Below are 19,777 nucleotides of genomic sequence, written 5' to 3' on the forward strand. Positions count from 1 at the left end.
GCGGACAGAAGCGTTTCGCTCTCGGTCAGAAGCCGGGGTCGTCGTCCTCCCGTTCGAACTCCTCGGGAGGGCGGCCCGCCTGGTCGACGACCTCGTCGGAGACGACGATCGGGCAATCGACGCGCAACGCGATCGCGATGCTGTCGGAGGGACGTGCGTCGAACACCAGATCCCGGCGGCGGTCCTCCGTGTACTGCTCGGCGTCGATCTTCGCGTAGAAGGTGCCGTCGGCCAGATCGTCGATACGAACCCGATCGATCGCACCGCCGAACTCCGCGACCATCTCGACGAGGAGATCGTGCGTGAGCGGCCGTTCGAACGGCTCGCCGTCGATCGCTAACTGCATCGACTGCGCCTGGTCGGAGCTGACGAAGATCGGGACGATCTCTCCACGCGCACGGAGGAGGACGACCGGCGTCCCCGTCCCCTCGTCGTCGACGCCGACACCGACGCCCTCGACCGTGGCCTCGTGTTCCATACCCCGGGATTGTAGACGGAGCTATGAAAATGTATACCCCGCTACCGACTGTCGCTATCGTCGCACAGGCGGCGAACACGGTACTTTTGGCCGTCCACTCCCAAGCGGGCCACATGGACGACGCCGCCGAACGCGGGATGGGGGCCGAAAACCGTGCCCGGACGACCGCCGATCTCCTCGAAGACGACGAGGAGGCGGACGTGGGTGTCGACCGCCTGCGCGCGGCCAAGTACGTCGCCCCGTTTCTCTTCCTGGGGCTGTTCGACCTCGTGTTGTTGCTCGGCTGGGGGCTCGATCCGCTGTGGGGGTTCATGATTCTCCCCCCGATCCTGTTCGTCAGCGTGTTGGCCTGGATCGCCTTCCGGACCGGGTTCGCGAGCGAACGGACCGGACAGGACCGGCCACAGAACTAGTCGAACAGGTCGTCGACCGCCCCGCGTGCGGCGAGCGCGGCGTCGTCGGCGACCTGCCGCTCGTCGGCGTTGGTATCCGGCGCGTTGACGTAGACGTCCACGTCGAGGACCCCGTCTTCGAACGTGACGGTTACGTCGATGTCCTCGATCTCGCCGACATCGAACCGGGAGAAGACGACGTTTTCGGCCGCGTTGGCGGCCGTCTCGACGACTTCGTCGTCTGTCGGCATCGCCTTATGCGCCGCCTGCGCCGGGACCGCCTGCCGGGCCGCCGCCGGGGCCGCCACCGAGCATCTGCTGGAGTTCGCTCTGGAGCTCCTCGAACTGCTCTTGGACGCGACTTTCCTGCTTTTCGAGGGTCTCGACGCGGACTTCGAGGTTGCTGACCTTCTCTTCGAGGTCGTCGTGCGCTTCGTCGAGATCCGTCTGGACCAGCAGTTCGCCGACCTCGCGGTACATCACGGTGTCGTCCTCGACGTCGTCGAGTTCGTCCAGGGCAGTCTGTGACTCTTGGAGGTCTGTCTCGGCCTGCTGTTTCTGTGCGGCGACCTGCTGTGCGGTCTCCTGCAGGTCCTGCAGTTCCTCGAGCTTCTCCTGTGCTTCGGGTGGGAGATTTCCTTGCATACTCCGACGGTCGAGGTCCGCAGTGTTAAACCCACGCTTTCACCCTGAGCGGCAGGCCCCTACTCGGGATAGAGTTCCTGCTCGCGGTCGATCGCGTCGATCCGCTCGATTTCACTCTCGTCCAGGTCCAACTCGGCAGCTTCGCGATTAGCCCGCAGGTGCTCGCGGGAGGACGCTTTCGGAATCGTGACGACGTTGTCGTGAGCGAGCACCCAGGCGATGCTGACGGCGGCGGGTGTGGTGTCGTGGGTCGCCGCGATGTCGGTGATCGTCGGATCGTCGAAGACAGCCCCGCCCGCCAGCGGCGAGTACGCGACCAGCGGATAGCCGTGAGTCTGTGCGTCCGCGAGCAACTCCCGACGGGAGAAGAACGGATGGAACTCGACCTGGTGGGCCGCGATAGGTGCGTCGAGATGCTCGCGAGCGGTCGCCAGTTGCTCGGGCTCGAAGTTCGAGAGGCCGACGTGGGTCGCCAGTCCGTCCTCCCGGACCGCATCGAGTGCCGGGAGCGTCCCGCCCGGCTCGTAGTCGCCGCGAGGGCGATGGACGTACAGCAGATCGACCGCGTCCAGCCCGAGCCGGTCGAGACTCGCTTCGGTTCCCCGCCGGACGTCGTCACCGGCCAGACGATCGACCCACAGTTTCGTCGCGACGAGCAGCTCCGAGCGGTCGATCGACGCCGCGGCGATCCCGTCGCCGACGACACCTTCGTTCTCGTAGATCTGTGCGGTATCGAGATGGCGGTACCCGATCTCGATCGCGGTCGCGACCGTCGATGCGTCGGAGATTCCCATCGTCCCGAGGCCGACAGGCGGAAGATGCATACGCGACGGTCGACCGGCGATCCAAAGGGGTTGTCGGTCAGAACTCCCGGTGGTCGGTGACGGCATCGGCGTGTTCCGCCCACTTCTCGACGGTGGGCGCTCCCCAGTACCGGACCGTTTCGCTGCGCTCGTCGAAATCCAGTACGCCGAAGTCGTGGAGTTTCGGGAGATGTGTCTCGATCAGTTCGGTCTCGACGGCGTCGACGGTTGCGTCGGTCGGGGGGACTGAACTCGACTGTCCACGGGTGCTGACGGCGACGGCGAGAGGACGGACATCGATAGCCTGCTGGTCGGCCGTCGAGAGGTGTCGGCAGACTGCGCGCCGCCGCCAGTCCGCGAGGATGTCGAAGACGTCGTCGACGATCGGCGTCGTGAACCCACGGTCCTGTGGCGTCATTCCCTGCCACTGCTCACCCGTTGAACCGTCGGTACTACGGTTTGACATACACCGATACGATTGACCGCCCCGGGTATCAACTGACTATCTAGCTACCTAGACGAGGCTTCGGACACTGTCTCCCGACTATCCTTCTCGGGTGCTCTGGACCGTTCCCGCACCGGTATCGGCCCTCTCAGCGGTCCCCACCAGCGTCAGCCAGGTGTTACAACCGGCTCGCAGCGCGACGAGGTCGTCGGCAGTCACCGTGATCTCGACGGTGTCCCCCTCGCGCACGAGCGTCGCGGTCGTCCTGTCACCGTCGATCGCACCGATCTCGGGGCGGACGCTGCGCTCGACCCGGCGAGCGCGTTCGGCTGAGTCGAACGGAACGGAGAGAACAGTGGTGTGTGGACCGCTCACTCGACGTTGATTTCTTTGATGTCTGGCGCGCGCTCCTTGAGCAGCACCCGGTGCCCACAGTACGGACAGCGGACGCCACCGTACTCGTCGAGCGTCACGTCGCGCTTACAGCGAGAACACTTGTAGCTCATACGTTGTGTGTGTCGATGGAGACTCTTTACTCCTCGTCTTCTCCCAGCGCGGCACGGATCGAGCGGCGGACGGTCTTGCCACCGGGCGTCTCGGGCTTGTAGCTCCCGCCGGTGAACGTGTACTCACAGTAGCCGCACTGCCAGATACCGGTTCCCTGCCGGTCGACACGGTCCTCACCGCAGTTCGGGCAGGTGTGGTCTTCGTTCATCTCCGCTTCGATCTCGGCGACGCGGCGGCGTGAGACACGACCGTAGCGAGCACCGAACCGGCCGGCGCTTCCGGTACGTCCCTTTTTGCTGGCCATAGTGTTCTGCTGTCCGCCGAGCGTCCACATAAGCCCTTCGAGAGCGAGTTCCGCGGCTGGTTCCGTTCGGTATAGACTCACAGGGGACACGGGAGCCAGAAGTGGCACCTGAGAGAGATAGTATTTATGCAATCATAATATCTCTCAATTAACGTCAGACAACATAAAAACGGCCACAGCTTCTAAGCGTTCGTGTCGAGAACCCTCGAACTGTATGGACGAAGCACTCGAAGTCGTCGACATCGTCGCGGACTCGGGATTCGAGGGCATCGTCACCTGGGTCCTCCGTCTCGTGGGACTCGTCGTCCTGATCGCCGGGCTAGGAATGTGGCTGTTTACCGATGCCGGGCTCTTGGTCGTGCCGGCGCTGCTGATCCTGGGTGGATTGGTGTTGCTGGCCGCGCCGAGTGTCCTCCTCCTGCTCGCCGAGTTCGTCTGACGGGCCAACGTCACCCTCGTCGGTGGACGGGCGTTACTCTTGGAGTTCAGCCGCTTGAAGCGCCTCGTTGAGATCGGCACGGACGTGTTCACCCAGTTCGCGGTCGCCGGCGGTCGTGACCACACGGTTCTCTTGAACGCTCGAGCCGTCCCGGATCAACACCCGGACGTTCCCGTTCGCGTCCGCCCGCGTAGCCTTCGCTCGGACGCCACCACGGGCCCCGGAGCCGCTGGCGTCGATCGGCCCCGGAATGACCTTCTTGACGTGAGGATGGTCCGCGACGGTCTGGAGGGCCTGCTGCCCGGTCCGGCCGCCGATCAGCGTCGAGTGGCTCCCGCCGAGCTTCTCGGCCAGCGACGCCTCGACGACCTCCAGGGCGGGTTCGCCGCGGCGGTCGAGGACCCGCTGGACCGGGTCGTCGCCTTCGACCCGGTAGAACTCGTAGTGGAGTTGGCCCCGGACGGCACCGATGACGGCCCGATCCCCCGTGACGTACACCTCCTCCGGTCGCTTCCGGCGCACCTCGTCTGCGATCAGCCCGGCGAAGTTGCGCAGTTCCACCACGGCCGACTGGTCGCTTCCCCCGCCCTCCGGCGTGGTCGTCACCGTTCGCTGGCCGACGACCTCGTCGTCGGCGATACAGGAGACAGTCGCCCGGTCCCGGCCCAGTTCCAGGACGACGACCTCCGTATTGGCAGTGTGACAGACCAGGCAGTAATCGCCCGGTCGGGAGAGCGGCGTCGCACACTGCCGACAGTCCATGGTCGTCTATACGGGACCTGCCGGGGATAAGCGGGGCGGTCCGTCGCTCGACCATGTGCATTGCCAACACATTTTTTGCTCGGCTGTCCAACAGACTCCCGTGCGTGCCGGACCGCTCGGATCGCTGCGAGAACGGGTGCGGGCAGCGACGCGACCGTTGACGGCGTTCGTGGCGGTCGTCGCCGCCAGCATCGCCGGGTTCGTCGCGTTGACCGGTATCTCGGTCGTCGACGCGGCCTTCTGGTTGCTCGACCCGACCAGCATCGAGTTGTACTTCGAACACCACGACGGACCGGAGCGGACGACCAAAGGGTTCGCCGTCGTCGCGTTCACGGCGTTGATTCTCGCCGGCATCTGGGTCGGGGAATCGGCGCTGGACGCGGCCTTCGACGGCCGACTGGAGGAGGAACTCAGACGTATGCAAACGGAACGGAAGATCGCGGAACTCACCGACCACGTCGTCGTCTGTGGACACGGGATGTTCGGACGAACAGTCGCAGAACGGCTCCGATCCCGTGGGCGGTCGGTCGTCGTCGTCGAATCCGACGAGAGCCAGCGGGAGCGCATCGACGAGTCGACGCTGGTCGTCGCGGGCGACGCGCGTCGGGAACCGGTCTTGGAGGAAGCCGGCGTCGACCGTGCAGCGGCGGTGGTCGCGGCCATCGACGATTCGAGCGCGAACATCCAGATCGGCGTCGCCGTGAGCCAGTTGGCGCCGGAGGCACGACTCGTGGTCCGGGTCGGGGAGCGGATGTACGAGTCGACGGCCAGGCGTGTGGGTGCCGACGTGGTGGTCATCCCCGAAGAGGTCAGCGGCTCGGAGGTAGCAGAAGAGCTGTGAACCGGTCACACGGCAGGGTCGCCCTTGCGGAACTCCCGCAGTAGAACCGTCGCGTAGCTCCCTTTCGGGAGCGAAAAGGAAAACGCCAGGTCGTCCCCGTCGCGGGCGACGGCCAGATCGGTCCGGAGCAGGACTGCCCGGCGGGTCCCCGTCGAGTCGAACTCCCCCGGGAGGTCGAAGTCACCGGGTTCCAGGCCGACTTCGGCGAGCACCGCCCGTTCGATCTCTCCGGGGTCGCCGTCTGCCAGGTCCGTCTCGGTCCCGATCAGCGGCGCTGTGACGAACGCCCGTCCACGCGCACAGTGTCGTTGGACGGTCCGCAGGCGTCGATCCGTCACCCGCTGGGTTCGGTCGGTGTCCGGGAGCCGGAGGCCCTCGGGCGCGTCACCGTCGGCGAAACAGACCACGTCGCCCTCGACGGGGCGGTCGAACGGAAGCCCCCGTGCCAGCCGCTCAGAGAGGATGCGGTTGAAGACGTACGACTGGGCGGCGTTGACGAACAGCGTCTGGAGGTTCGACGGGACCGCCTCCAGCGCGTCCCGGAAGTCCGCCGGGGTCCCGGCACCGTTCTCGACGAGCCGGTGACAGATCGAGCGTTCGTAGCCGAGCGCACGGGGCAGTCGCTCCAGCGCACCGGCCCAGTCGTGGGTCTCGTCGACGTAGGCCCGTGCCTCGCGGGTATCCGCCGGTTCCCGTTCGCTCGGGTTCCCGACGTAGGCCAGCACGGCACCTTTCCACTCCCCGCGGGCGATCTGGAGGCCGACCTCGTGGGTGACTGGCCGGCGCGACCCGAACCGCTGTTGGCCGAAGTAGTTGGGGACGCCGACGGTCCGTTCGTCGTCAGGGAGGCCCCTCCCGGACCCCTCGTCCCCGTCCTCGCCGGCGCCGAACGCCGCTAGATCGCCGAGTACCGACGCGGCGTTGTCCGGTGCGTCCGCCTCGCGGACGACGATCTCGAAGGCGTTGCCAGCCAGATCACCGAAGAGGATGGGCCGGCCGGCACGGCCGATCACCTCGATGTCGGCGTCGTCGATCGCGGGGACAGCCTCGGCGTCGATCCCCTTGACCGAGAACAGTTGGCGGGTGACCGCGCGCTTGTCCTTGGTCCCCGCCCAGGAGACCCGCTCCCGGGAGATACCCAGCCGGTCCGACAGCGCACTCGCGAAGTCGTTGGTGTCCCAGTCGCGCAGCTCCACACGCACGACGAGATGGGGGTAGGCACCGGTGTCGGCGTCGACGGGTTCGGTGTCGAACGCCTCCAGTTCCGTGACCCGGAAGTCCGCCGGTGACTCCCTGAGGTGGCCGCCCACGCCGTCGGCGTCACTGACGTAGTACTCCATGCCGACCGACTGTTCGATCGCGTGGGCCTCGCGCATCTGTTAGTGGCTCCTTCGTCGGCACGGGTTTAGCGTTGGCGTTGTGCGGGCGGTCAGTCGTAGGCGTCGAACTCCTCGCCGAACGCGATGAAGTACGCGACACCGAGGAGGCCGACAGCCGAGGCGGTGAGGAAGGCCAGTTGCGGACCGGCTCTGATGGTCCGGCCGGCGATACCGAGCGCCCACTCGCTGCCGTAGAGCCAGCCGCCCAGGGCGGCGCTGGGGATGACGACGGTGTTGCGCACGAGGTAGTAGGTACCGGTGACGCGGCCGCCGGCGTCGGCCTCGGCGGGACCGACGATCAGCGCCTTGTGTGCCGGTAAACCGGCGAAGCGTAGCCCGGAGTAGGCAAAGAGCGCGATCACGAGCCACTGGTCGGCCGGCGCGAAGATCAGTGCCAGCGGGAAGAGTGCGTACACGGAAAACCCGAGCGCCACGGCGGGCTTGAGGCCGGCGTACTCCGCGAGTTTCGAGACCGGCGCCATCGAGAGGATGGCGACGACCATCTCGACGCCCAGCAGGACGCCGAAGAAGGCGTCGGGACGCAACGAGAGCCCGAACCCGGAGAACCCCACGGAGAGAAAGTCCGTGACGACGATGACGAAGAAGACGTAGACCATCCCGTTGGCGAACCGGACGAGCGTGTCCGCGACCAACAGCGGGAGCAGCGGCGCGGGCATCGACCGCAGGTCCGCGAGCACCTGACCGACGCCCTCGAAGGACTTCCCCAGCGAGTCCTCGCTGGCGTCGTAGAGGACGTGCTGGGCGACGGTCGCGACCAGCGAGAACGCGATCGCCGCGAGCAGGATCGACTGGAACCCCCCGGAGAACGTCGGCGTCAGCGCGAGCAGGCCGGCCGCGAGCAGCGGGCCGAACAGGAAGCCGATCCGGCGGAACATCTCCGTGCTGGCAAACCCCATCGCCAGCCGCTGGGGCGGGACCGCCTGTTTGACGATGGCGAAGGTGGCCCCGAGCCCGAAGGACTTCCAGGCCTGTGCGAGGAAGAGACCGACGAAGACCAGTCCCCAGGCGGGCACCTGCAGCGGGCCGACGGCGACATCGCCGACGATCGAAGCGAGATACCACAGGCCAAAACCGAGGGTGGCCAGCACGGCGAAGGCCGTCAGCGCCAGCCGCGAGCCGATCCGGTCGGAGATCGCACCGCCCGGATACGGGTAGACGGCGCTGATGAGGTTGCCGACGCTGCCGTAGAGACCGATGACGCTCGCGCTCGCGCCCAGGACGCGCAGGTACTCCGGCACGTACCGGCCGGTCATCTGGAACGCTAGGCTGAAAGCGAGCATCGACAGCGAGAGGACCAGCACGTCCCGCTCCAGGGCGAAGAACTGCCGGAAGCTATCGAGCAGGTCGACCGGTTCCTCGCCGTCGGTGGCCATGGGTGACTCGCACGGTCGGCGGGTACTTAGTTCCGGGAATTGCGGCCAGTAGCGACTATATAGCGGTATAATGCGGGATTTTCACACACCAGTTCGGGACACGGGACACACATATGGCTCCAGCCCGAGCCACGGGTATGACCGAGCGGATCACCGGCGAAGTCATCCACGTCGTCGAGCCGTCGGATCTCGACGACTACGACCTCCAGCCCGAACTCGAAGAGCTGGCCGACTCGCGGTACGTCCTCGTCTGTCGGGAGGGTGGTGTCCCGTCGTGGTTCGAACGCGTCCGGGCGTTTCTGCTGCGACGACCCATCGAACCGATCACGCTCGTCGCGGAACGGGGTGCCGACGAGGGCGAGGAAGTGACCGCGAGCGTTCGGGAGACGGGGATGCCGGGCGTCTACGAGGCGACGCGACTCGACTGATCTCGTCGCGTCGGAACGCGAAAACCGGTCGGTGACAGTCTCAGACCGCCGACTCGTAGTCCTCGAACCGGTCGATCTCGACGCCGTCCTCGGTGACCTCGGCGAGGACGATTCCGTTCCCGGAACCGGTGTCACGCTCTGCGGCGGACTGGACCGCACGGATCGCCAGCTCACGGGCTTCTTCGAGGCTCATCTCGGGGTCGTACTCGCCCTCGATGGTCCCCGTCGCGACCATGGTCCCGGAGCCCGTAACTGTATAATCGTCCTGCAGGACGCCGCCGGCCGGGTCGACGCTGTAGACGTGGCTGCCGTCCTCGTCGACCCCGCCGATGATGGGGTTGATGGCGAAGAAGGGGCCACCGCGGGCGAAGTTGCCCGCGAGCGTCGACAGGGCGTGGATGCTCAGGGGCTCGTTACGACGCACCTCGTAGAGGTTCGCCTCCGAGCGCAGCGAGCGGATGAACGACTGAGCGCCGCCGACGCTGCCGACCAGCGTCATCGCGGCCGTCGGGTGGATCTGCTCGACCTTCTGGACCTGTTTGTTCGAGACGAACCGGCCGCCCAGCGAGGCGCGTCGATCCGTCGCGATGAGGACGCCCTCGTCGGTGCTGATACCGACCGTGGTCGTCCCCGTCTTGGTCACCGTCTCCTCGTCGCGGTTGCTGTCGTCCGAGGGGATGGTTCCGACCTGTGGCTCGTAGGCGTCGGTCAGGCGGTTGTCGGGATCGTACATCACTCCTCACCTCCGAGTTCGAACTCGGCCAGGCGGTCGGCGATGTCGTCCTCCTCGAGCTTCGTGAACTGCTCGGTCTCGACGTCGATCGTGGCGATGTCGACACCGGTCGCGTCGAGGCCGTCGTCGTTGACCGACGCGAGCGAGCGCAGCGCCAGTTCGACGCCGGCTTCCAGGTCCATCTCGTCGGTGTACTCCTCTTCGAGGTAGGTCTGGATGTCCTCGCGGGAGCCACCGATGGCGACCGCTTGCCACTCGTAAGGGGTCCCCGACGGGTCCGTCTCGAACAGGCGGGGCTCGCCGTTCTCGATGCCACCGACCAGCAGCGCGACGCCGAACGGCCGTGCGCCGCCGGTCTGGGTGTACTGCTGGATGTAGTCGGTGATCTCCTTCGTGAGCGATTCGACGGAGGCCGGCTCGTCGTAGCGCAGCCGGTTGACCTGAGCCTGCCGGCGCGCCACGTCGATGAGTTGCCGGGCGTCGGCCACGTGGCCGGCGCTGGCGATCCCGACGTGGTCGTCGATCTCGTGGATCTTCTCGATGCTGTCGCGCTCGATGAGCGGCGACCGGGCGCGCCGGTCGGCCGCCAGTACGACACCGTCGGCAGTTCGGACACCGACGCTCGCGGTGCCGCGTTTGACCGCCTCGCGGGCGTACTCGACCTGGTAGAGGCGCCCGTCCGGCGAGAAGATCGTGATCCCGCGGTCGTACGCCTGCTGTTCGTTTCCTTGCATGATCTGTGTTCTCTGTTGTTCACCTGAGGTTAGGGTTTCTTGTATATAACCATACCGGTGGTATGGCCGCCACTGTCCTCAGTACAGCGGCAGGTCGCCGGTGACCCGGTCGACGAGTTCGTCCTCTGCGGGACCGACCGCCAACGCAGTGACGGTCCCGGGATCGAGCTCGGTGTGACCGGCGTCTCTGACGACCGCATGCGGCAGGCCCTCGCGCTCGGCAGCATCGGCGAGTTCGAACAGCTCGTCCTCGCTCGTCGCTTTGAGCACGACCTTCTTCTGGCCCTCGCCTTTCCAGGCGGTCCGGGCCTTCCGACCCGCGTCCTCGAAGGCCGACAGGGCGGCGTGTGCGACCTGGGCGGCGAGTTTCCCCTCGCCCATCCCGATGTCCACACGAGCGACGATGGCCTGCTTCATACCCCAACATGGCGACCCGTACTTAAAGCCCCCTCGGAGCACCCGACCGGTTGCACGTACCACAGGGTACATACACCATGGGCGTGGAGTCCCCCACGACACCCCATGGCGCTGCGACTCCTGACCCAGCCCCGACAGTTCTTCGCGGACCGCGAGTCGGAGTTGAACGGCGTCCTCGGGGCCGGACTGGCAACCCTGTTCTCGCTGGTCCTGACGAGCGTCGTCGGCGCCTCGCTGTGGCTGTTCGCTCGGGGACTGGGGAACGGAGTCACCGGCGAGTTCCGGACGGCGGTGACCGACGCGCTCCCGCTGCTTTTCCTGGCCGTGCTCGTCCTCTGGCTCGTGCTCGGGGCGGCGCTGTTCCTCGGAGCGAAACTGGGCGGCGGACGCGGCACGTTCGGCGCGACGCTGGAGGTCGCGGCCTGGGGCTTGGTGCCAACGCTGGTCGGCGTCGTCGTCGTCGGCGCGGCCCTCGTGGTGTACGGCCTCCAGGCCGACCTCGCGATCGATAGCCTGGCGGCGCTCGGTGCCCGACTCCGCCCGCTCCAGAGCGGGGTCTCCGGGCTCGCGGTCCTCCTGGTCCAGATCGGGACTGCCGCCTGGCAGGCGTTCATCTGGGCGGCCGGCCTCCGAGTCGCCCACGGTATCGACCGGTTCAGCGCGGTGGCGACGGCCATCGTCGTCGCCGTCGCCCTCGTCGTGCTCGTCTGACCACCGCGATGGCTCGCGCTCCGAGGCGGGACGTTTTAGGCGCCGGGTCGCCCTACCTCGGGTAATGATCCTCTCGGACGCGGACATCCTGCGGCGCCTCGAAGACGGCGATCTGGTCGTCGAACCCCTCGACGATCCGGACATCCAGATCCAGCCCGCCAGCGTCGACCTCCGGTTGGGCCGGGAGTTCCTGGAGTTCCAGCACGCCAACATCCCGTGTATCCACCCCAACAGCGAGCAGGAGGTCGCCGACTACGTCGAGGAGACGGTCGTCGATGACGACGACGAGTTCATCCTCCACCCCGGCGACTTCGTGCTGGGGACGACCTACGAGCGCGTCGAGATCCCCGACGACCTCATCGCCCACGTCGAGGGGCGCTCGTCGCTTGGCCGTCTGGCGATCGTGGTCCACGCCACTGCCGGTCTGGCGGACCCCGGGTACCAGGGCCAGATCACCCTCGAACTGTCGAATCTCGGGACCGCGCCCGTGGCCCTCTCCCCGGGGATGCGCATCTCGCAGCTGACCTTTACGGAACTGAAGACGCCGGCCGATCGGCCATACGGCGAGGAGCGCGGCTCGAAGTACCAGGGTCAGAAGGGGCCACAGGCGAGCAAGATACAGGGGGATCGCGAGTTCGGAGGCGATCAGTGATGCGGTTCATCGAGGAGGTCGTCGTCGAGGAGTTCCTGCCGACGTTCCGGTCGCTGCTGGCCGAGGCGCTCCGGGAGCGAGACCTCACCCAGTCGGAGGTCGCCGAGTTGCTCGGGATCAGCCAGAGCGCCGTCTCGAAGTACGTCCACGGGAACGTCGACCGCAACGAGGCGTTGCTCGACCACCGCGGACTCGCCGAACTCGTCGAGCGGCTGGCCGACGGGCTGGCGGCCGGCGAGACGACCTCGGTCCAGGCGCTGGTCGAGACGGAGGTGTTCATCCGTGAACTCGAACGCGGCGGGCTGTTGGCCCAACTGCACGAACAGCGGGTGCCGGAGTTGGCCGAGTACGAGGGGGAGTTCGCCGTCCACGACCCCGATTCGACGCTACGGGCGGCCGAACAGGCGCTCTCGTCGGTCCGGCGGGGGCTCCAGGTCTTAGAGAACACGAGCGGGTTCGCGACGCTGATCCCCGCGGTGGGGTCGAACCTCGTCGAAGCGTTGCCCGACGGCGACAGCATCGAGGACGTCGCCGCCGTCCCGGGACGGATTCTCGACGTGAAAGGGCGGGCGACGATCCCGGCCGATCCGGAGTTCGGCGTCAGCGAACACGTCGCGTCGGTGTTGCTGGCGGCCCGCGCGGCCGGCAGCGACGCGCGAGCGGCCCTGAACGTCCGCTACGACGAGTCGATCGTGACGGCGCTTTCCGAGGCCGGCTACACGACCGCCGAGTTCGACGCCGAGGCCAGCGTCGAGACCGGCGTCGCCGAGGCGCTGGCCGAGACGCCCGACGCCGACGTGCTCTACCAGACCGGCGGGATGGGCGTCGAGCCGGTCGTCTACGTGCTCGGTCCCGACGCCGGGACCGTCGCCGAGCGCACACGTGAGCTGCTGTGACCGACGTTCGGTCGTTTTACGGGCGGTGGGCGCGCCTCTACGACGCCCTCGCCTCGCTCCCCTTCGTCGGCTCCTGGCGTGCGAGGGCCGTGGAATCACTGGACCTGTCGGCCGGGGACACCGTCGTCGAGATGGGCTGTGGCACCGGCGCGAACGTCCCGTCCCTCCGGAAGCAGGTCGGCCCGGGGGGGACGGTCGTCGGCGTCGACCTCACGCGGGGGATGCTCGACCGGGCCGGCCGGCACCCCGACCGGGCCGGCGACGGCGTCCACTACGTCCAGGGTGACGCCGCGCACCCGCCGATCCGGGACGCCGACGCGGTGCTCGCGACGTTCGTCGCCGGCCTGTTCCCCGACCCCGAACCAGTCGTCGACCGGTGGTGTGACGCGGTCGGTCCCGGCGGTCGGATCGCGCTGTTGAACTTCCAGCGCAGCGACGCGACCGTCGCGCTCCCGCTGAACGTCGTCTTCGAGGGGTTCGTCCGACTCTCCTCGCCGGGGAGCCGGCTGGCGCGGGACTCGCAGGCGACGGCCTTCGAGCGGCGAGTTCGGGCCGCACGCCGACGACTCACCGAACGGACCGTCGACCGCCGGTACGAGACGCTGGCCGGCGGCTATCTTGGACTGCTGTCGGGTACTGTCGCCTGACGCTCAGTCGCTCGTCCCCGGCGACGCGGCGTCCGCGGTTCCCGGCGTCGGTTCTCGTTCGAGCCGATAGACGAGACAACCGACGAGCGAGAGGAGACAACCGTACAAGACCGGCGTTCCGAGCGTGAATACGGGACGGAGCGTTACCGTGATCTGCGTGACGGTCTCGGGAGCCAGCGGGAGGAGGTCGACCAACCGCGGGACGGCGTTGAACGACAGCGAGAGTGTCGCGAGCAGCGTCCCGCCGACGAACAGCCGGCGGCCCCATCCTCGGGGGAGGTCGTAGAGGAGCACGACCAGCGGGAACGTCAGGTAGACGTAGTACAGGAGCAGCGACGGGAAAAACAGCAGTATCGCGACGAGGGTCCCGTACAGCGCGACCAGCCGGTCGGTCGTGGTTCGAGTGCGCCAGTACAGCGCGGCCACCGCGGGTGCCAGCAGCGCCGCGGCACCGGCGGCGTACCACGTCGGATCGACGGTCGGGAACAGCACCGACAGCGGCCGGCGGAGCGTGACGTAGCTCACTCCCGGGTCGAGGCCGCCGACGAACGCCTGCGTGTCCCGTCGCGCAAGGAGGACGTCGAAGACGTAGGTCCTGTAGGTGGCCGGTCCGAACGCTGCGAGGCCGGCAAGCGAGAGCGCCACTGCCGTCCCGACGGCGGCGACGATGGCCCGCCAGGCACGCCGGTAGAGCAACCAGAGGCCGACGGCCGCCGGGAACACCTTGACGAAGGCCGGCAGCGCGAGCGCGACGCCGGCCAGCCACTCGCGGTCCCGGTCGAGCCAGACGAGTCCGGCCGCGAAGGCGGCCACGAGCAGGTGGTTGACCTGGCCGTAGGCCAGCGACGGGACGGCGTGGACCGACGCGAGGACGAACGCACCCACGAGTAGCCGGTCGCTCCGCGGGACTCGGTAGCCCATCGACTCGACGTACCCGGCCAGCAGGCGCGTCAGCCAGCCGCTGGCGGCGACCGTCAGCACTGTCGTGATCGCGTAACCGACCGGCCACTCCCCAAGTCGCGCGAGCGGAACGAACGCCAGTACCGTCACCGGCGGGTAGAGATAGTGGAACCGGCTGGAGGGTGGCGTCACCGCGTAGAAATCTCGGCCGGCCAGGACCGCCCGCGCGGCGGCGTCGTACACCCGGTAGTTCAGTCCGATCTTGACCGGCCAGGCCAGCACGTAGTAGAGGCCCAATCCGGCACCCAGAAGGACGGCGCTCCCGAGGACGAGCCAGACATCGCGGCGAGTGGTAGAGAGGGACATGGACAGTCGGGGACGACCGGCGTGGTGTCCCGTCAAACCCGGTAGCGATCGGCGTGTCGCGGGCAGAACTCGGGGTCGTCGAGTTGTGCGGCCACGACACCGGGCTGTCGATGGGCGTTGTGGAGGCGACAGCCTGACTCGTCACAGAACGCCTCGCCGGTCGACAGGTAGTGGGCTGCTTGCAGGACGTATCCCTTCAGTGCATCGGTCGTCCGTGGATCGTCGGCGACCAGGAACTCGCCGTCGACCGCCGACTCCAGCACCTCTCGGGGTGGCGCGTCGCCCGAGACCATCGCGTGTTGCTGTTTCTCCTTGTAGTACTGCTCGGGTTTCGCGGGCGCCTCGTACAGTCCCGGGACGGAGACCACTCCCGGTTGTCCGAGTACGTTGACGCGTTTGTGCCACCGGCCGTCGTGGTCGCCCCAGGTTCCGACCACGCGGTCGAGCACCGGGATATGGAGGTGATCGAGCGTCCGCTCGTCGGCCGGTACCCGTTCGTACAGCGCGCGCTGGACCGCCAGGCCGTCGTAGATGACGCCGCCGCCCCGCTCGGGGTCTTCCAGGGCACGCTCCTCGTAGCGGACGATTCCCAGCATCGTGTTTCCCGTCGCGCGGTCGTAGGGGTCCAGCACACGTGCGTCGGCGAACGTCTCGGCGAGCCCGTCGTCGCCGTACAGCGAACAGAACCGGTCCCTGACCCGGACGGTCGCGTCGATCCGATCGTCGAGCCAGTCGCCGACGGCCTCGACGTCGGCGGCGGTCGTCGGCGCCCGGTAGAGTGTGACCCGTTTCATATTACAGTTGTACAACTCGGTGGTACTTCGATCCGACGGTCCCGAACGTCGTGGCGTCGATCAGGACGGGTCAGCTATCGACGGGAGACCCCCGACGGCTCCGGACCTACGCCTCGGCCTCCGGTTCGACTTCGCTCGCGTTCCGTGACTCCTCGACGGCTTTCGTCAGCGAGACGTTGAGCCACGCCATCGAGACGATACCGCCGACCACCGTGACGGCGTTTTTGACCGCGTGGTCGACCACGGCGATCGAGAGCGCCGTCGTCACGCCGACGGGGGTCAGCGGCGCGACGATGATCGTGAACGCGCCCTCGTAGAGCCCCACGCCGCCCGGCGTAAGCGGGAGTACCTTGGCGAGGTTGCCGACGCTGACCGCGAAGAAGCCGACGGCGATCAGCGACGGCGTCAGCGACTGGCCGAAGGCACGGAACACGACGAGCGCCGTGAGCACGTCCAGCGACCAGATGAGGAGGCTACCGAGGCCGACACGGACGAACGCCGCCCCGTCGGCGGTCACCGTCTGGATGTCGGCGACGAACCCCTCGATGACGCCGGCGACGTAGTCGGCGTAGGAGTCGTCGCTGAGTCGCCCCACCCCGGCACGGACGAAGTTCCGGTCGGTGCGGGCGCTGGCGACGATGGCCGCGACCGCGCCGATGGCCGCGAGTCCGACCGCCGCCGCCACGACGACGGCCGTCTGGCCGCTGCTGGCCGTGTCACCGCCGACGGCGTCGCCGGCCAGCGCGGCGAAGAGTGTGTCGGCCGACCCGGTGACCGCCAACCCGATCAGCACCACACCGGCAAGCAGCGTGATCGTCAGCAGGTCGAAGACGCGCTCGACGGCCAGCGAGGCGAAGCCGGTAGGGTAGGGGATCGAGCGGCGCGCCTTCACGACGTAGGCCCGGACGGCGTCGCCGGCCCGCGCGGGGAAGACGAGGTTCCCGGTCTGACTGACGAACACCGCACCGGTCAGGAACTCCCAGCGTTCGTGATGCCCCATCGAGTCCAAGATGTCCCGGTACCGGATCCCACGCAGCGGCCACGAGAGGGCGTACACCGCTCCCGAGAGGGCGACGATCGCGGGGTCCGCGTCGGCCATCCGTTCCAGTACCGTCCGGGGGTCGAGATACTGGGTCATCAACAAGAGGGCGACGACGACCAGCAGGGTGCCGGCCCCCAGCGACACCCGGCGGGTGATCCGCGGGCTGACCGACAGCTCCCAGAAGGTCCGCAACACCTGGCTCCCCATCCCGAAGACGTCCCGGACGATGTCGACTTTCGAGTCGCCCTTGGGCGTCCAGTCGACGGGGAACTCCTTGACGCGGAACCCGTTTCGCTGAGCCTTCACGAGCAGTTCCGTGTCCCAGAACCAGTGCTCGTCCTCGACCATCGGCGCGAGCGTCTCCATCGCGTCCCTGTCGAAGGCCTTGAACCCACACTGGTGGTCCTGCAGTTTCGAGCGCAGGACGGCCCGCACCAGCGTGTTGTATCCCAGGCTCGGGACGCCCCGTCTGGCCGGGCGGTCGGCCCGGTTCTCGGGCAGCCAGCGTGACCCCGTCGCGACGTCGTAGGCCCCCGATCGGACGCTCTCGACGAGTTCCTCCAGGTGGCGCATGTCCGTCGCCAGGTCGGTGTCGAAGTAGACGAGCGTCCCGCCGTCGGCCCGCTGGAAGGCGTACTCCAGGGCACCGCCCCGACCGAGTCGCTCGTCGCTGTGGACGTGACGGACGCGGTCGTCCTCGGCGGCCAGACGGCTCGCGATCTCCGGTGTCCGGTCGTCACAGCCGTCCTCGGCGACGATGACTTCGAAGCTGCCGGCCGGCAGGAAGGAGGCGAGCGTCTCCAGTGTGACCGAGACGGTCTCCTCGATGGTGTCCTCCTCGTTGTACGCGGGGAGGACGACGCTCACCTCGATGTCGCTCATTGCAACACGGTAGACGCCACTGGGGCCAAGAGTTTTCTGTTACGATCGCTCGGCAGTCACGAACTTCGAGAGGTCGGCGTCGGCGACGCCATCGACCGACTCGTAAGGACGCTCGACGACGATGTTGCCGGCGGTCTGGGAGCCGATCCCCGGTATGGCCCGGAGTTCGTCCATCGACGCGGCGTTGAGATCCAGCGGGTGCGGGACTCCCGTGACCGATCGGTAGCCGTGGTCGGTAATCGCCACGTCGAGCACCCGGCCGAGTTCGCGCTCGCCGGGGATGGCGACCAACAGCGGGTAGGTCCCGAGTTGGCGGCCGAACGTCTTGCCGTCCTGGTGGTACTCCAGATGGACGTCGGGAAGCACCGTTCCGGGCGGGGCGACCCGCTGGAGCATCGGGTTGTCGATCTCCTCGCGGACCTCGCGTTTGTACTGTTTGAACAGCTTCTTGTGGTCGTTGGCGATGTCCGCGCCGGTCTCGGCCATGTCGGTCCCTTCGAAGGCCATCACCTGGCGGATATTCACTCGACGGAGCATCAGCCCCTCGTCGTAGACCCGCTGGAGGAACCGCTTGTTGTGCTCGAAGGTCTCCCGGCGTTCGCCTTTCAGCCCGTGGACGAGGTTGATCCCCGGCAGCAGTTTCGGGAGGCGAGGGGCTGCGTCCTCGCCGAAGTTCGGTGCTGACCCGTCCGCATCGGTCCGCGGGTCCCCATCCCCACCGGGCCGCCAGCCGGCGACCTCGTTGACCACCTTCACGGCCTCGAAACACTCGTCGGCGGTGACGTTGAGGTTGTTGTCGCTCATCACCTCCGGGTCTGCCGACTCCAGGCCGAACGCGGCCGTGTCGCCGGGCGTGTTGTGCTCGGCGATGATCCGGATCCCCTCCCGGGCCTTCTCGGGCCACTTCACGATGGTGATGGGATTCATGTTGTCCAGATGGAGCGTCTCCAGGTCTGGCGCGACCTCGCGGATGCCCCCGTAGAGCCGACGGAGCGCGTCGGGGTTCGGTGCCTCGCCGTCGCCGCCGTACGCGAGGATGTCGGCCTGTCGGCCCAGACGGAAGTGCTTGACACCGTGGTCCGAGAGGGCGTCGACCTCGTCGACGACGCTCTCGGGCGGGCGGAAGTCCGGGTCGCCGTACATCGGTTCCGTACAGAACGAACAGCGGTACGGACAGCCCCGGGAGGTCTCCATCTCGCAGATGAGGTACTCCGGATGGTTGGGGTGGTGCTCGACGACGAACGCGCCGGCCCGCGCCCAGCGGGTCTCCTCCTCGACGGAGCGGTAGCGGTCGTTGAACCCCTCCAGGCCGGACTCGACGAGGTCGAAGACGGCCGCCTCGACGTCGGCCATCGCCATGAAGTCGAAGTCCAGATCGTCCCTGGCCGTCTCGCTCGCGCCCTCGTTGGCCTCGCCGACGCCGAACCGGACGGGGCCGCCGATGATGGAGGTCCCCTCGGCGGTCCAGGCCAGCTCCCGGACCTCGTCTGGCTCGGCGGGGGTCCCGCCGACGTACTTGCCGGGGACGGTCATCCCGCCGACGTAGACCATGAGGTCGGCCTCCTCGACGGCCTGCCAGCGGCGGCGTTCCTCGCGGAGTTCGTCGATCGTGTGGTAGGTGATCCGCTCGCTCGGGACGCCGGCGTCGACGAGTGCCCCGGCGGCGTACCGGGGATACGTCGAGATGTACGGCGGGACCCCGAAGTGTGCAGGTTCGTCGACGTAGCCGTCGACGATAGTCACGGAGAGCGTCTCGGGGTCGGTCATAGCCCGGGGTTGACGCTCGACGCCTAAAACGGTGTCTGGTCGGCCCGGGCGAGGTCGGCGGCCGCCAGCTCGGCGTTCCGTTCGTTGGCCTTCCAGAGGGCGTCGACGAGGTCCCCGACCACCGGGACCGAACCGACGGCGAAGTCCAGCCCGACGTTCAGCACCATCCGGGCGAGCGTCCGCAGGGAGACGCCAAGCCGAGCGGCTTCGACGACGATGTACAGCGAGAGCAGGGCCGTGACGGTGTCACCGGCGACCGGGACCAGCCCCAGCAGCGCGTCGAGGCCGACGCGGTAGCGGGTCAGCGGGACCCCGACGCTGTCGTCTAGCAGTCGCGCGACCCGCCGGATGCGGGTCAACCCGGGCGGTTCCTGTTCCATACGAGTCCATCGTCGGCGGCGACAATAGCGCTTGGCCCG

General features: G+C 67.8%; 27 protein-coding genes. 8 read left to right on the plus strand and 19 right to left on the minus strand.

All coding sequences use genetic code 11. The features are described 5' to 3' along the window. Nucleotides 1–25 precede the first annotated feature (25 nt). Nucleotides 26–478: a bifunctional nuclease family protein gene (locus P0204_RS06330; RefSeq protein WP_276222650.1), complete on the minus strand. Its 453-nt coding sequence runs from the start codon at nt 476–478 to the stop codon at nt 26–28. Nucleotides 479–591: 113 nt separating this feature from the next. Here P0204_RS06330 and P0204_RS06335 point away from each other — a divergent pair, with 113 nt between their 5' ends. After that, nucleotides 592–891 (plus strand): DUF8142 family protein, encoded by a 300-nt coding sequence (locus P0204_RS06335; protein WP_276223249.1) that lies wholly within the window; start codon nt 592–594, stop codon nt 889–891. On the opposite strand, the gene P0204_RS06340 is transcribed toward P0204_RS06335, so the two are convergent. The 7 genes from P0204_RS06340 to P0204_RS06370 form a co-directional block, all read right to left on the minus strand. Beyond that, entirely contained in the window at nt 888–1,121 is a 234-nt protein-coding gene (locus tag P0204_RS06340; RefSeq protein WP_276222652.1) for a DUF3194 domain-containing protein, read from the minus strand. The two genes, P0204_RS06335 and P0204_RS06340, sit on opposite strands and share 4 nt — an antisense overlap. A 4-nt stretch (nt 1,122–1,125) precedes the next feature. Further along, nucleotides 1,126–1,515 (minus strand): prefoldin subunit beta, encoded by a 390-nt coding sequence (locus P0204_RS06345; RefSeq protein ID WP_276222654.1) that lies wholly within the window; start codon nt 1,513–1,515, stop codon nt 1,126–1,128. A gap of 59 nt (nt 1,516–1,574) precedes the next feature. After that, nucleotides 1,575–2,339, minus strand: coding sequence for an aldo/keto reductase (locus P0204_RS06350; protein WP_276222655.1), 765 nt, complete (start codon nt 2,337–2,339; stop codon nt 1,575–1,577). Between the two features lie 37 nt (nt 2,340–2,376). After that, nucleotides 2,377–2,784 (minus strand): DUF7344 domain-containing protein, encoded by a 408-nt coding sequence (locus tag P0204_RS06355; protein ID WP_276222656.1) that lies wholly within the window; start codon nt 2,782–2,784, stop codon nt 2,377–2,379. Nucleotides 2,785–2,862: 78 nt separating this feature from the next. Further along, complete coding sequence (locus P0204_RS06360; protein ID WP_276222658.1) at nt 2,863–3,138, minus strand: KEOPS complex subunit Pcc1; 276 nt, start codon at nt 3,136–3,138, stop codon at nt 2,863–2,865. Further along, on the minus strand, nt 3,135–3,269 hold the full coding sequence (locus P0204_RS06365) for a DNA-directed RNA polymerase subunit P (RefSeq protein ID WP_276222660.1): 135 nt from the start codon (nt 3,267–3,269) through the stop codon (nt 3,135–3,137). Before P0204_RS06365 ends, P0204_RS06360 begins: the two co-directional genes overlap by 4 nt. A gap of 26 nt (nt 3,270–3,295) precedes the next feature. Next, nucleotides 3,296–3,604 carry a 50S ribosomal protein L37ae gene (locus P0204_RS06370; RefSeq protein ID WP_276223250.1) on the minus strand — a complete coding sequence of 103 codons (309 nt, stop codon included), beginning with the start codon at nt 3,602–3,604 and terminating at the stop codon, nt 3,296–3,298. 184 nt (nt 3,605–3,788) lie between these two features. Here P0204_RS06370 and P0204_RS06375 point away from each other — a divergent pair, with 184 nt between their 5' ends. Further along, complete coding sequence (locus tag P0204_RS06375; protein ID WP_276222661.1) at nt 3,789–4,013, plus strand: hypothetical protein; 225 nt, start codon at nt 3,789–3,791, stop codon at nt 4,011–4,013. A 33-nt stretch (nt 4,014–4,046) separates the two neighbouring features. Here the strand turns inward: P0204_RS06375 and P0204_RS06380 are convergent, their stop codons facing one another. Continuing rightward, nucleotides 4,047–4,775 (minus strand): DUF2103 domain-containing protein, encoded by a 729-nt coding sequence (locus P0204_RS06380; protein ID WP_276222662.1) that lies wholly within the window; start codon nt 4,773–4,775, stop codon nt 4,047–4,049. Between the two features lie 100 nt (nt 4,776–4,875). Between P0204_RS06380 and P0204_RS06385 the strand changes: the two genes are divergently transcribed. Further along, nucleotides 4,876–5,616, plus strand: a complete 741-nt coding sequence (locus P0204_RS06385) for a potassium channel family protein (protein ID WP_276222663.1) — start codon at nt 4,876–4,878, stop codon at nt 5,614–5,616. A gap of 5 nt (nt 5,617–5,621) precedes the next feature. Here the strand turns inward: P0204_RS06385 and truD are convergent, their stop codons facing one another. Both truD and P0204_RS06395 read right to left on the minus strand, forming a co-directional pair. Continuing rightward, entirely contained in the window at nt 5,622–6,992 is a 1,371-nt protein-coding gene (truD, locus tag P0204_RS06390; protein ID WP_276222666.1) for a tRNA pseudouridine(13) synthase TruD, read from the minus strand. A 53-nt stretch (nt 6,993–7,045) separates the two neighbouring features. After that, nucleotides 7,046–8,389, minus strand: a complete 1,344-nt coding sequence (locus tag P0204_RS06395) for an MFS transporter (RefSeq protein ID WP_276222667.1) — start codon at nt 8,387–8,389, stop codon at nt 7,046–7,048. A 137-nt stretch (nt 8,390–8,526) separates the two neighbouring features. On the opposite strand from P0204_RS06395, the gene P0204_RS06400 reads away from it, so the two are divergent. Then, complete coding sequence (locus tag P0204_RS06400; RefSeq protein WP_276222668.1) at nt 8,527–8,817, plus strand: DUF7526 family protein; 291 nt, start codon at nt 8,527–8,529, stop codon at nt 8,815–8,817. Nucleotides 8,818–8,857: 40 nt separating this feature from the next. Here P0204_RS06400 and psmB read toward each other — a convergent pair whose 3' ends face one another. The 3 genes from psmB to pth2 form a co-directional block, all read right to left on the minus strand. Continuing rightward, entirely contained in the window at nt 8,858–9,550 is a 693-nt protein-coding gene (gene psmB / locus P0204_RS06405) for an archaeal proteasome endopeptidase complex subunit beta (RefSeq protein WP_276222670.1), read from the minus strand. Next, nucleotides 9,550–10,284: an archaeal proteasome endopeptidase complex subunit alpha gene (gene psmA, locus P0204_RS06410; protein WP_276222673.1), complete on the minus strand. Its 735-nt coding sequence runs from the start codon at nt 10,282–10,284 to the stop codon at nt 9,550–9,552. The genes psmB and psmA overlap by 1 nt, the downstream gene beginning before the upstream one ends. A gap of 78 nt (nt 10,285–10,362) precedes the next feature. Continuing rightward, on the minus strand, nt 10,363–10,701 hold the full coding sequence (gene pth2, locus P0204_RS06415) for a peptidyl-tRNA hydrolase Pth2 (protein ID WP_276222675.1): 339 nt from the start codon (nt 10,699–10,701) through the stop codon (nt 10,363–10,365). Between the two features lie 105 nt (nt 10,702–10,806). Between pth2 and P0204_RS06420 the strand changes: the two genes are divergently transcribed. The 4 genes from P0204_RS06420 (at nt 10,807) to P0204_RS06435 (ending at nt 13,607) form a co-directional block, all read left to right on the plus strand. Further along, nucleotides 10,807–11,412, plus strand: coding sequence for a YIP1 family protein (locus tag P0204_RS06420; RefSeq protein ID WP_276222676.1), 606 nt, complete (start codon nt 10,807–10,809; stop codon nt 11,410–11,412). A gap of 64 nt (nt 11,413–11,476) precedes the next feature. Continuing rightward, nucleotides 11,477–12,064 carry a dCTP deaminase gene (gene dcd, locus P0204_RS06425; protein WP_276222679.1) on the plus strand — a complete coding sequence of 196 codons (588 nt, stop codon included), beginning with the start codon at nt 11,477–11,479 and terminating at the stop codon, nt 12,062–12,064. Continuing rightward, nucleotides 12,064–12,960, plus strand: a complete 897-nt coding sequence (locus P0204_RS06430) for a thiamine-phosphate synthase family protein (protein ID WP_276222681.1) — start codon at nt 12,064–12,066, stop codon at nt 12,958–12,960. The genes dcd and P0204_RS06430 overlap by 1 nt, the downstream gene beginning before the upstream one ends. Beyond that, the gene (locus P0204_RS06435) at nt 12,957–13,607 is read left to right on the plus strand and encodes a class I SAM-dependent methyltransferase (protein ID WP_276222683.1); all 651 of its coding nucleotides are present in this window, start codon (nt 12,957–12,959) and stop codon (nt 13,605–13,607) included. Before P0204_RS06430 ends, P0204_RS06435 begins: the two co-directional genes overlap by 4 nt. 3 nt (nt 13,608–13,610) lie before the next feature. Here the strand turns inward: P0204_RS06435 and P0204_RS06440 are convergent, their stop codons facing one another. The 5 genes from P0204_RS06440 to P0204_RS06460 all read right to left on the minus strand — a co-directional run bounded on the left by P0204_RS06440 (nt 13,611) and on the right by P0204_RS06460 (nt 19,738). Beyond that, nucleotides 13,611–14,873 carry a glycosyltransferase family 87 protein gene (locus P0204_RS06440; RefSeq protein WP_276222684.1) on the minus strand — a complete coding sequence of 421 codons (1,263 nt, stop codon included), beginning with the start codon at nt 14,871–14,873 and terminating at the stop codon, nt 13,611–13,613. A gap of 32 nt (nt 14,874–14,905) precedes the next feature. After that, on the minus strand, nt 14,906–15,667 hold the full coding sequence (locus P0204_RS06445) for a DUF7001 family protein (RefSeq protein ID WP_276222686.1): 762 nt from the start codon (nt 15,665–15,667) through the stop codon (nt 14,906–14,908). A 106-nt stretch (nt 15,668–15,773) separates the two neighbouring features. Further along, the gene (locus tag P0204_RS06450) at nt 15,774–17,591 is read right to left on the minus strand and encodes a flippase-like domain-containing protein (RefSeq protein ID WP_276222688.1); all 1,818 of its coding nucleotides are present in this window, start codon (nt 17,589–17,591) and stop codon (nt 15,774–15,776) included. Nucleotides 17,592–17,630: 39 nt separating this feature from the next. Beyond that, entirely contained in the window at nt 17,631–19,358 is a 1,728-nt protein-coding gene (locus P0204_RS06455) for a radical SAM protein (protein WP_276222690.1), read from the minus strand. Between the two features lie 23 nt (nt 19,359–19,381). Next, nucleotides 19,382–19,738 (minus strand): DUF4112 domain-containing protein, encoded by a 357-nt coding sequence (locus P0204_RS06460; RefSeq protein WP_276222692.1) that lies wholly within the window; start codon nt 19,736–19,738, stop codon nt 19,382–19,384. Nucleotides 19,739–19,777 lie beyond the last annotated feature (39 nt).

It is taken from the genome of Haloarcula halophila (assembly GCF_029278565.1).
Taxonomy (GTDB): Archaea; Halobacteriota; Halobacteria; order Halobacteriales; family Haloarculaceae; genus Haloarcula; species Haloarcula halophila.

Bases quoted from the DNA above. Each gene is read 5' to 3' on its own strand.
- P0204_RS06330 (WP_276222650.1), bottom strand. From the start codon at position 478: ATGGAACACGAGGCCACGGTCGAGGGCGTCGGTGTCGGCGTCGACGAC.
- P0204_RS06335 (WP_276223249.1), top strand. From the start codon at position 592: ATGGACGACGCCGCCGAACGCGGGATGGGGGCCGAAAACCGTGCCCGG.
- P0204_RS06340 (WP_276222652.1), bottom strand. From the start codon at position 1,121: ATGCCGACAGACGACGAAGTCGTCGAGACGGCCGCCAACGCGGCCGAA.
- P0204_RS06345 (WP_276222654.1), bottom strand. From the start codon at position 1,515: ATGCAAGGAAATCTCCCACCCGAAGCACAGGAGAAGCTCGAGGAACTG.
- P0204_RS06350 (WP_276222655.1), bottom strand. From the start codon at position 2,339: ATGCATCTTCCGCCTGTCGGCCTCGGGACGATGGGAATCTCCGACGCA.
- P0204_RS06355 (WP_276222656.1), bottom strand. From the start codon at position 2,784: ATGTCAAACCGTAGTACCGACGGTTCAACGGGTGAGCAGTGGCAGGGA.
- P0204_RS06365 (WP_276222660.1), bottom strand. From the start codon at position 3,269: ATGAGCTACAAGTGTTCTCGCTGTAAGCGCGACGTGACGCTCGACGAG.
- P0204_RS06370 (WP_276223250.1), bottom strand. From the start codon at position 3,604: ATGTGGACGCTCGGCGGACAGCAGAACACTATGGCCAGCAAAAAGGGA.
- P0204_RS06375 (WP_276222661.1), top strand. From the start codon at position 3,789: ATGGACGAAGCACTCGAAGTCGTCGACATCGTCGCGGACTCGGGATTC.
- P0204_RS06380 (WP_276222662.1), bottom strand. From the start codon at position 4,775: ATGGACTGTCGGCAGTGTGCGACGCCGCTCTCCCGACCGGGCGATTAC.
- truD (WP_276222666.1), bottom strand. From the start codon at position 6,992: ATGCGCGAGGCCCACGCGATCGAACAGTCGGTCGGCATGGAGTACTAC.
- P0204_RS06395 (WP_276222667.1), bottom strand. From the start codon at position 8,389: ATGGCCACCGACGGCGAGGAACCGGTCGACCTGCTCGATAGCTTCCGG.
- P0204_RS06400 (WP_276222668.1), top strand. From the start codon at position 8,527: ATGACCGAGCGGATCACCGGCGAAGTCATCCACGTCGTCGAGCCGTCG.
- psmB (WP_276222670.1), bottom strand. From the start codon at position 9,550: ATGTACGATCCCGACAACCGCCTGACCGACGCCTACGAGCCACAGGTC.
- psmA (WP_276222673.1), bottom strand. From the start codon at position 10,284: ATGCAAGGAAACGAACAGCAGGCGTACGACCGCGGGATCACGATCTTC.
- pth2 (WP_276222675.1), bottom strand. From the start codon at position 10,701: ATGAAGCAGGCCATCGTCGCTCGTGTGGACATCGGGATGGGCGAGGGG.
- P0204_RS06420 (WP_276222676.1), top strand. From the start codon at position 10,807: ATGGCGCTGCGACTCCTGACCCAGCCCCGACAGTTCTTCGCGGACCGC.
- dcd (WP_276222679.1), top strand. From the start codon at position 11,477: ATGATCCTCTCGGACGCGGACATCCTGCGGCGCCTCGAAGACGGCGAT.
- P0204_RS06430 (WP_276222681.1), top strand. From the start codon at position 12,064: ATGCGGTTCATCGAGGAGGTCGTCGTCGAGGAGTTCCTGCCGACGTTC.
- P0204_RS06440 (WP_276222684.1), bottom strand. From the start codon at position 14,873: ATGTCCCTCTCTACCACTCGCCGCGATGTCTGGCTCGTCCTCGGGAGC.
- P0204_RS06445 (WP_276222686.1), bottom strand. From the start codon at position 15,667: ATGAAACGGGTCACACTCTACCGGGCGCCGACGACCGCCGCCGACGTC.
- P0204_RS06450 (WP_276222688.1), bottom strand. From the start codon at position 17,591: ATGAGCGACATCGAGGTGAGCGTCGTCCTCCCCGCGTACAACGAGGAG.
- P0204_RS06455 (WP_276222690.1), bottom strand. From the start codon at position 19,358: ATGACCGACCCCGAGACGCTCTCCGTGACTATCGTCGACGGCTACGTC.
- P0204_RS06460 (WP_276222692.1), bottom strand. From the start codon at position 19,738: ATGGAACAGGAACCGCCCGGGTTGACCCGCATCCGGCGGGTCGCGCGA.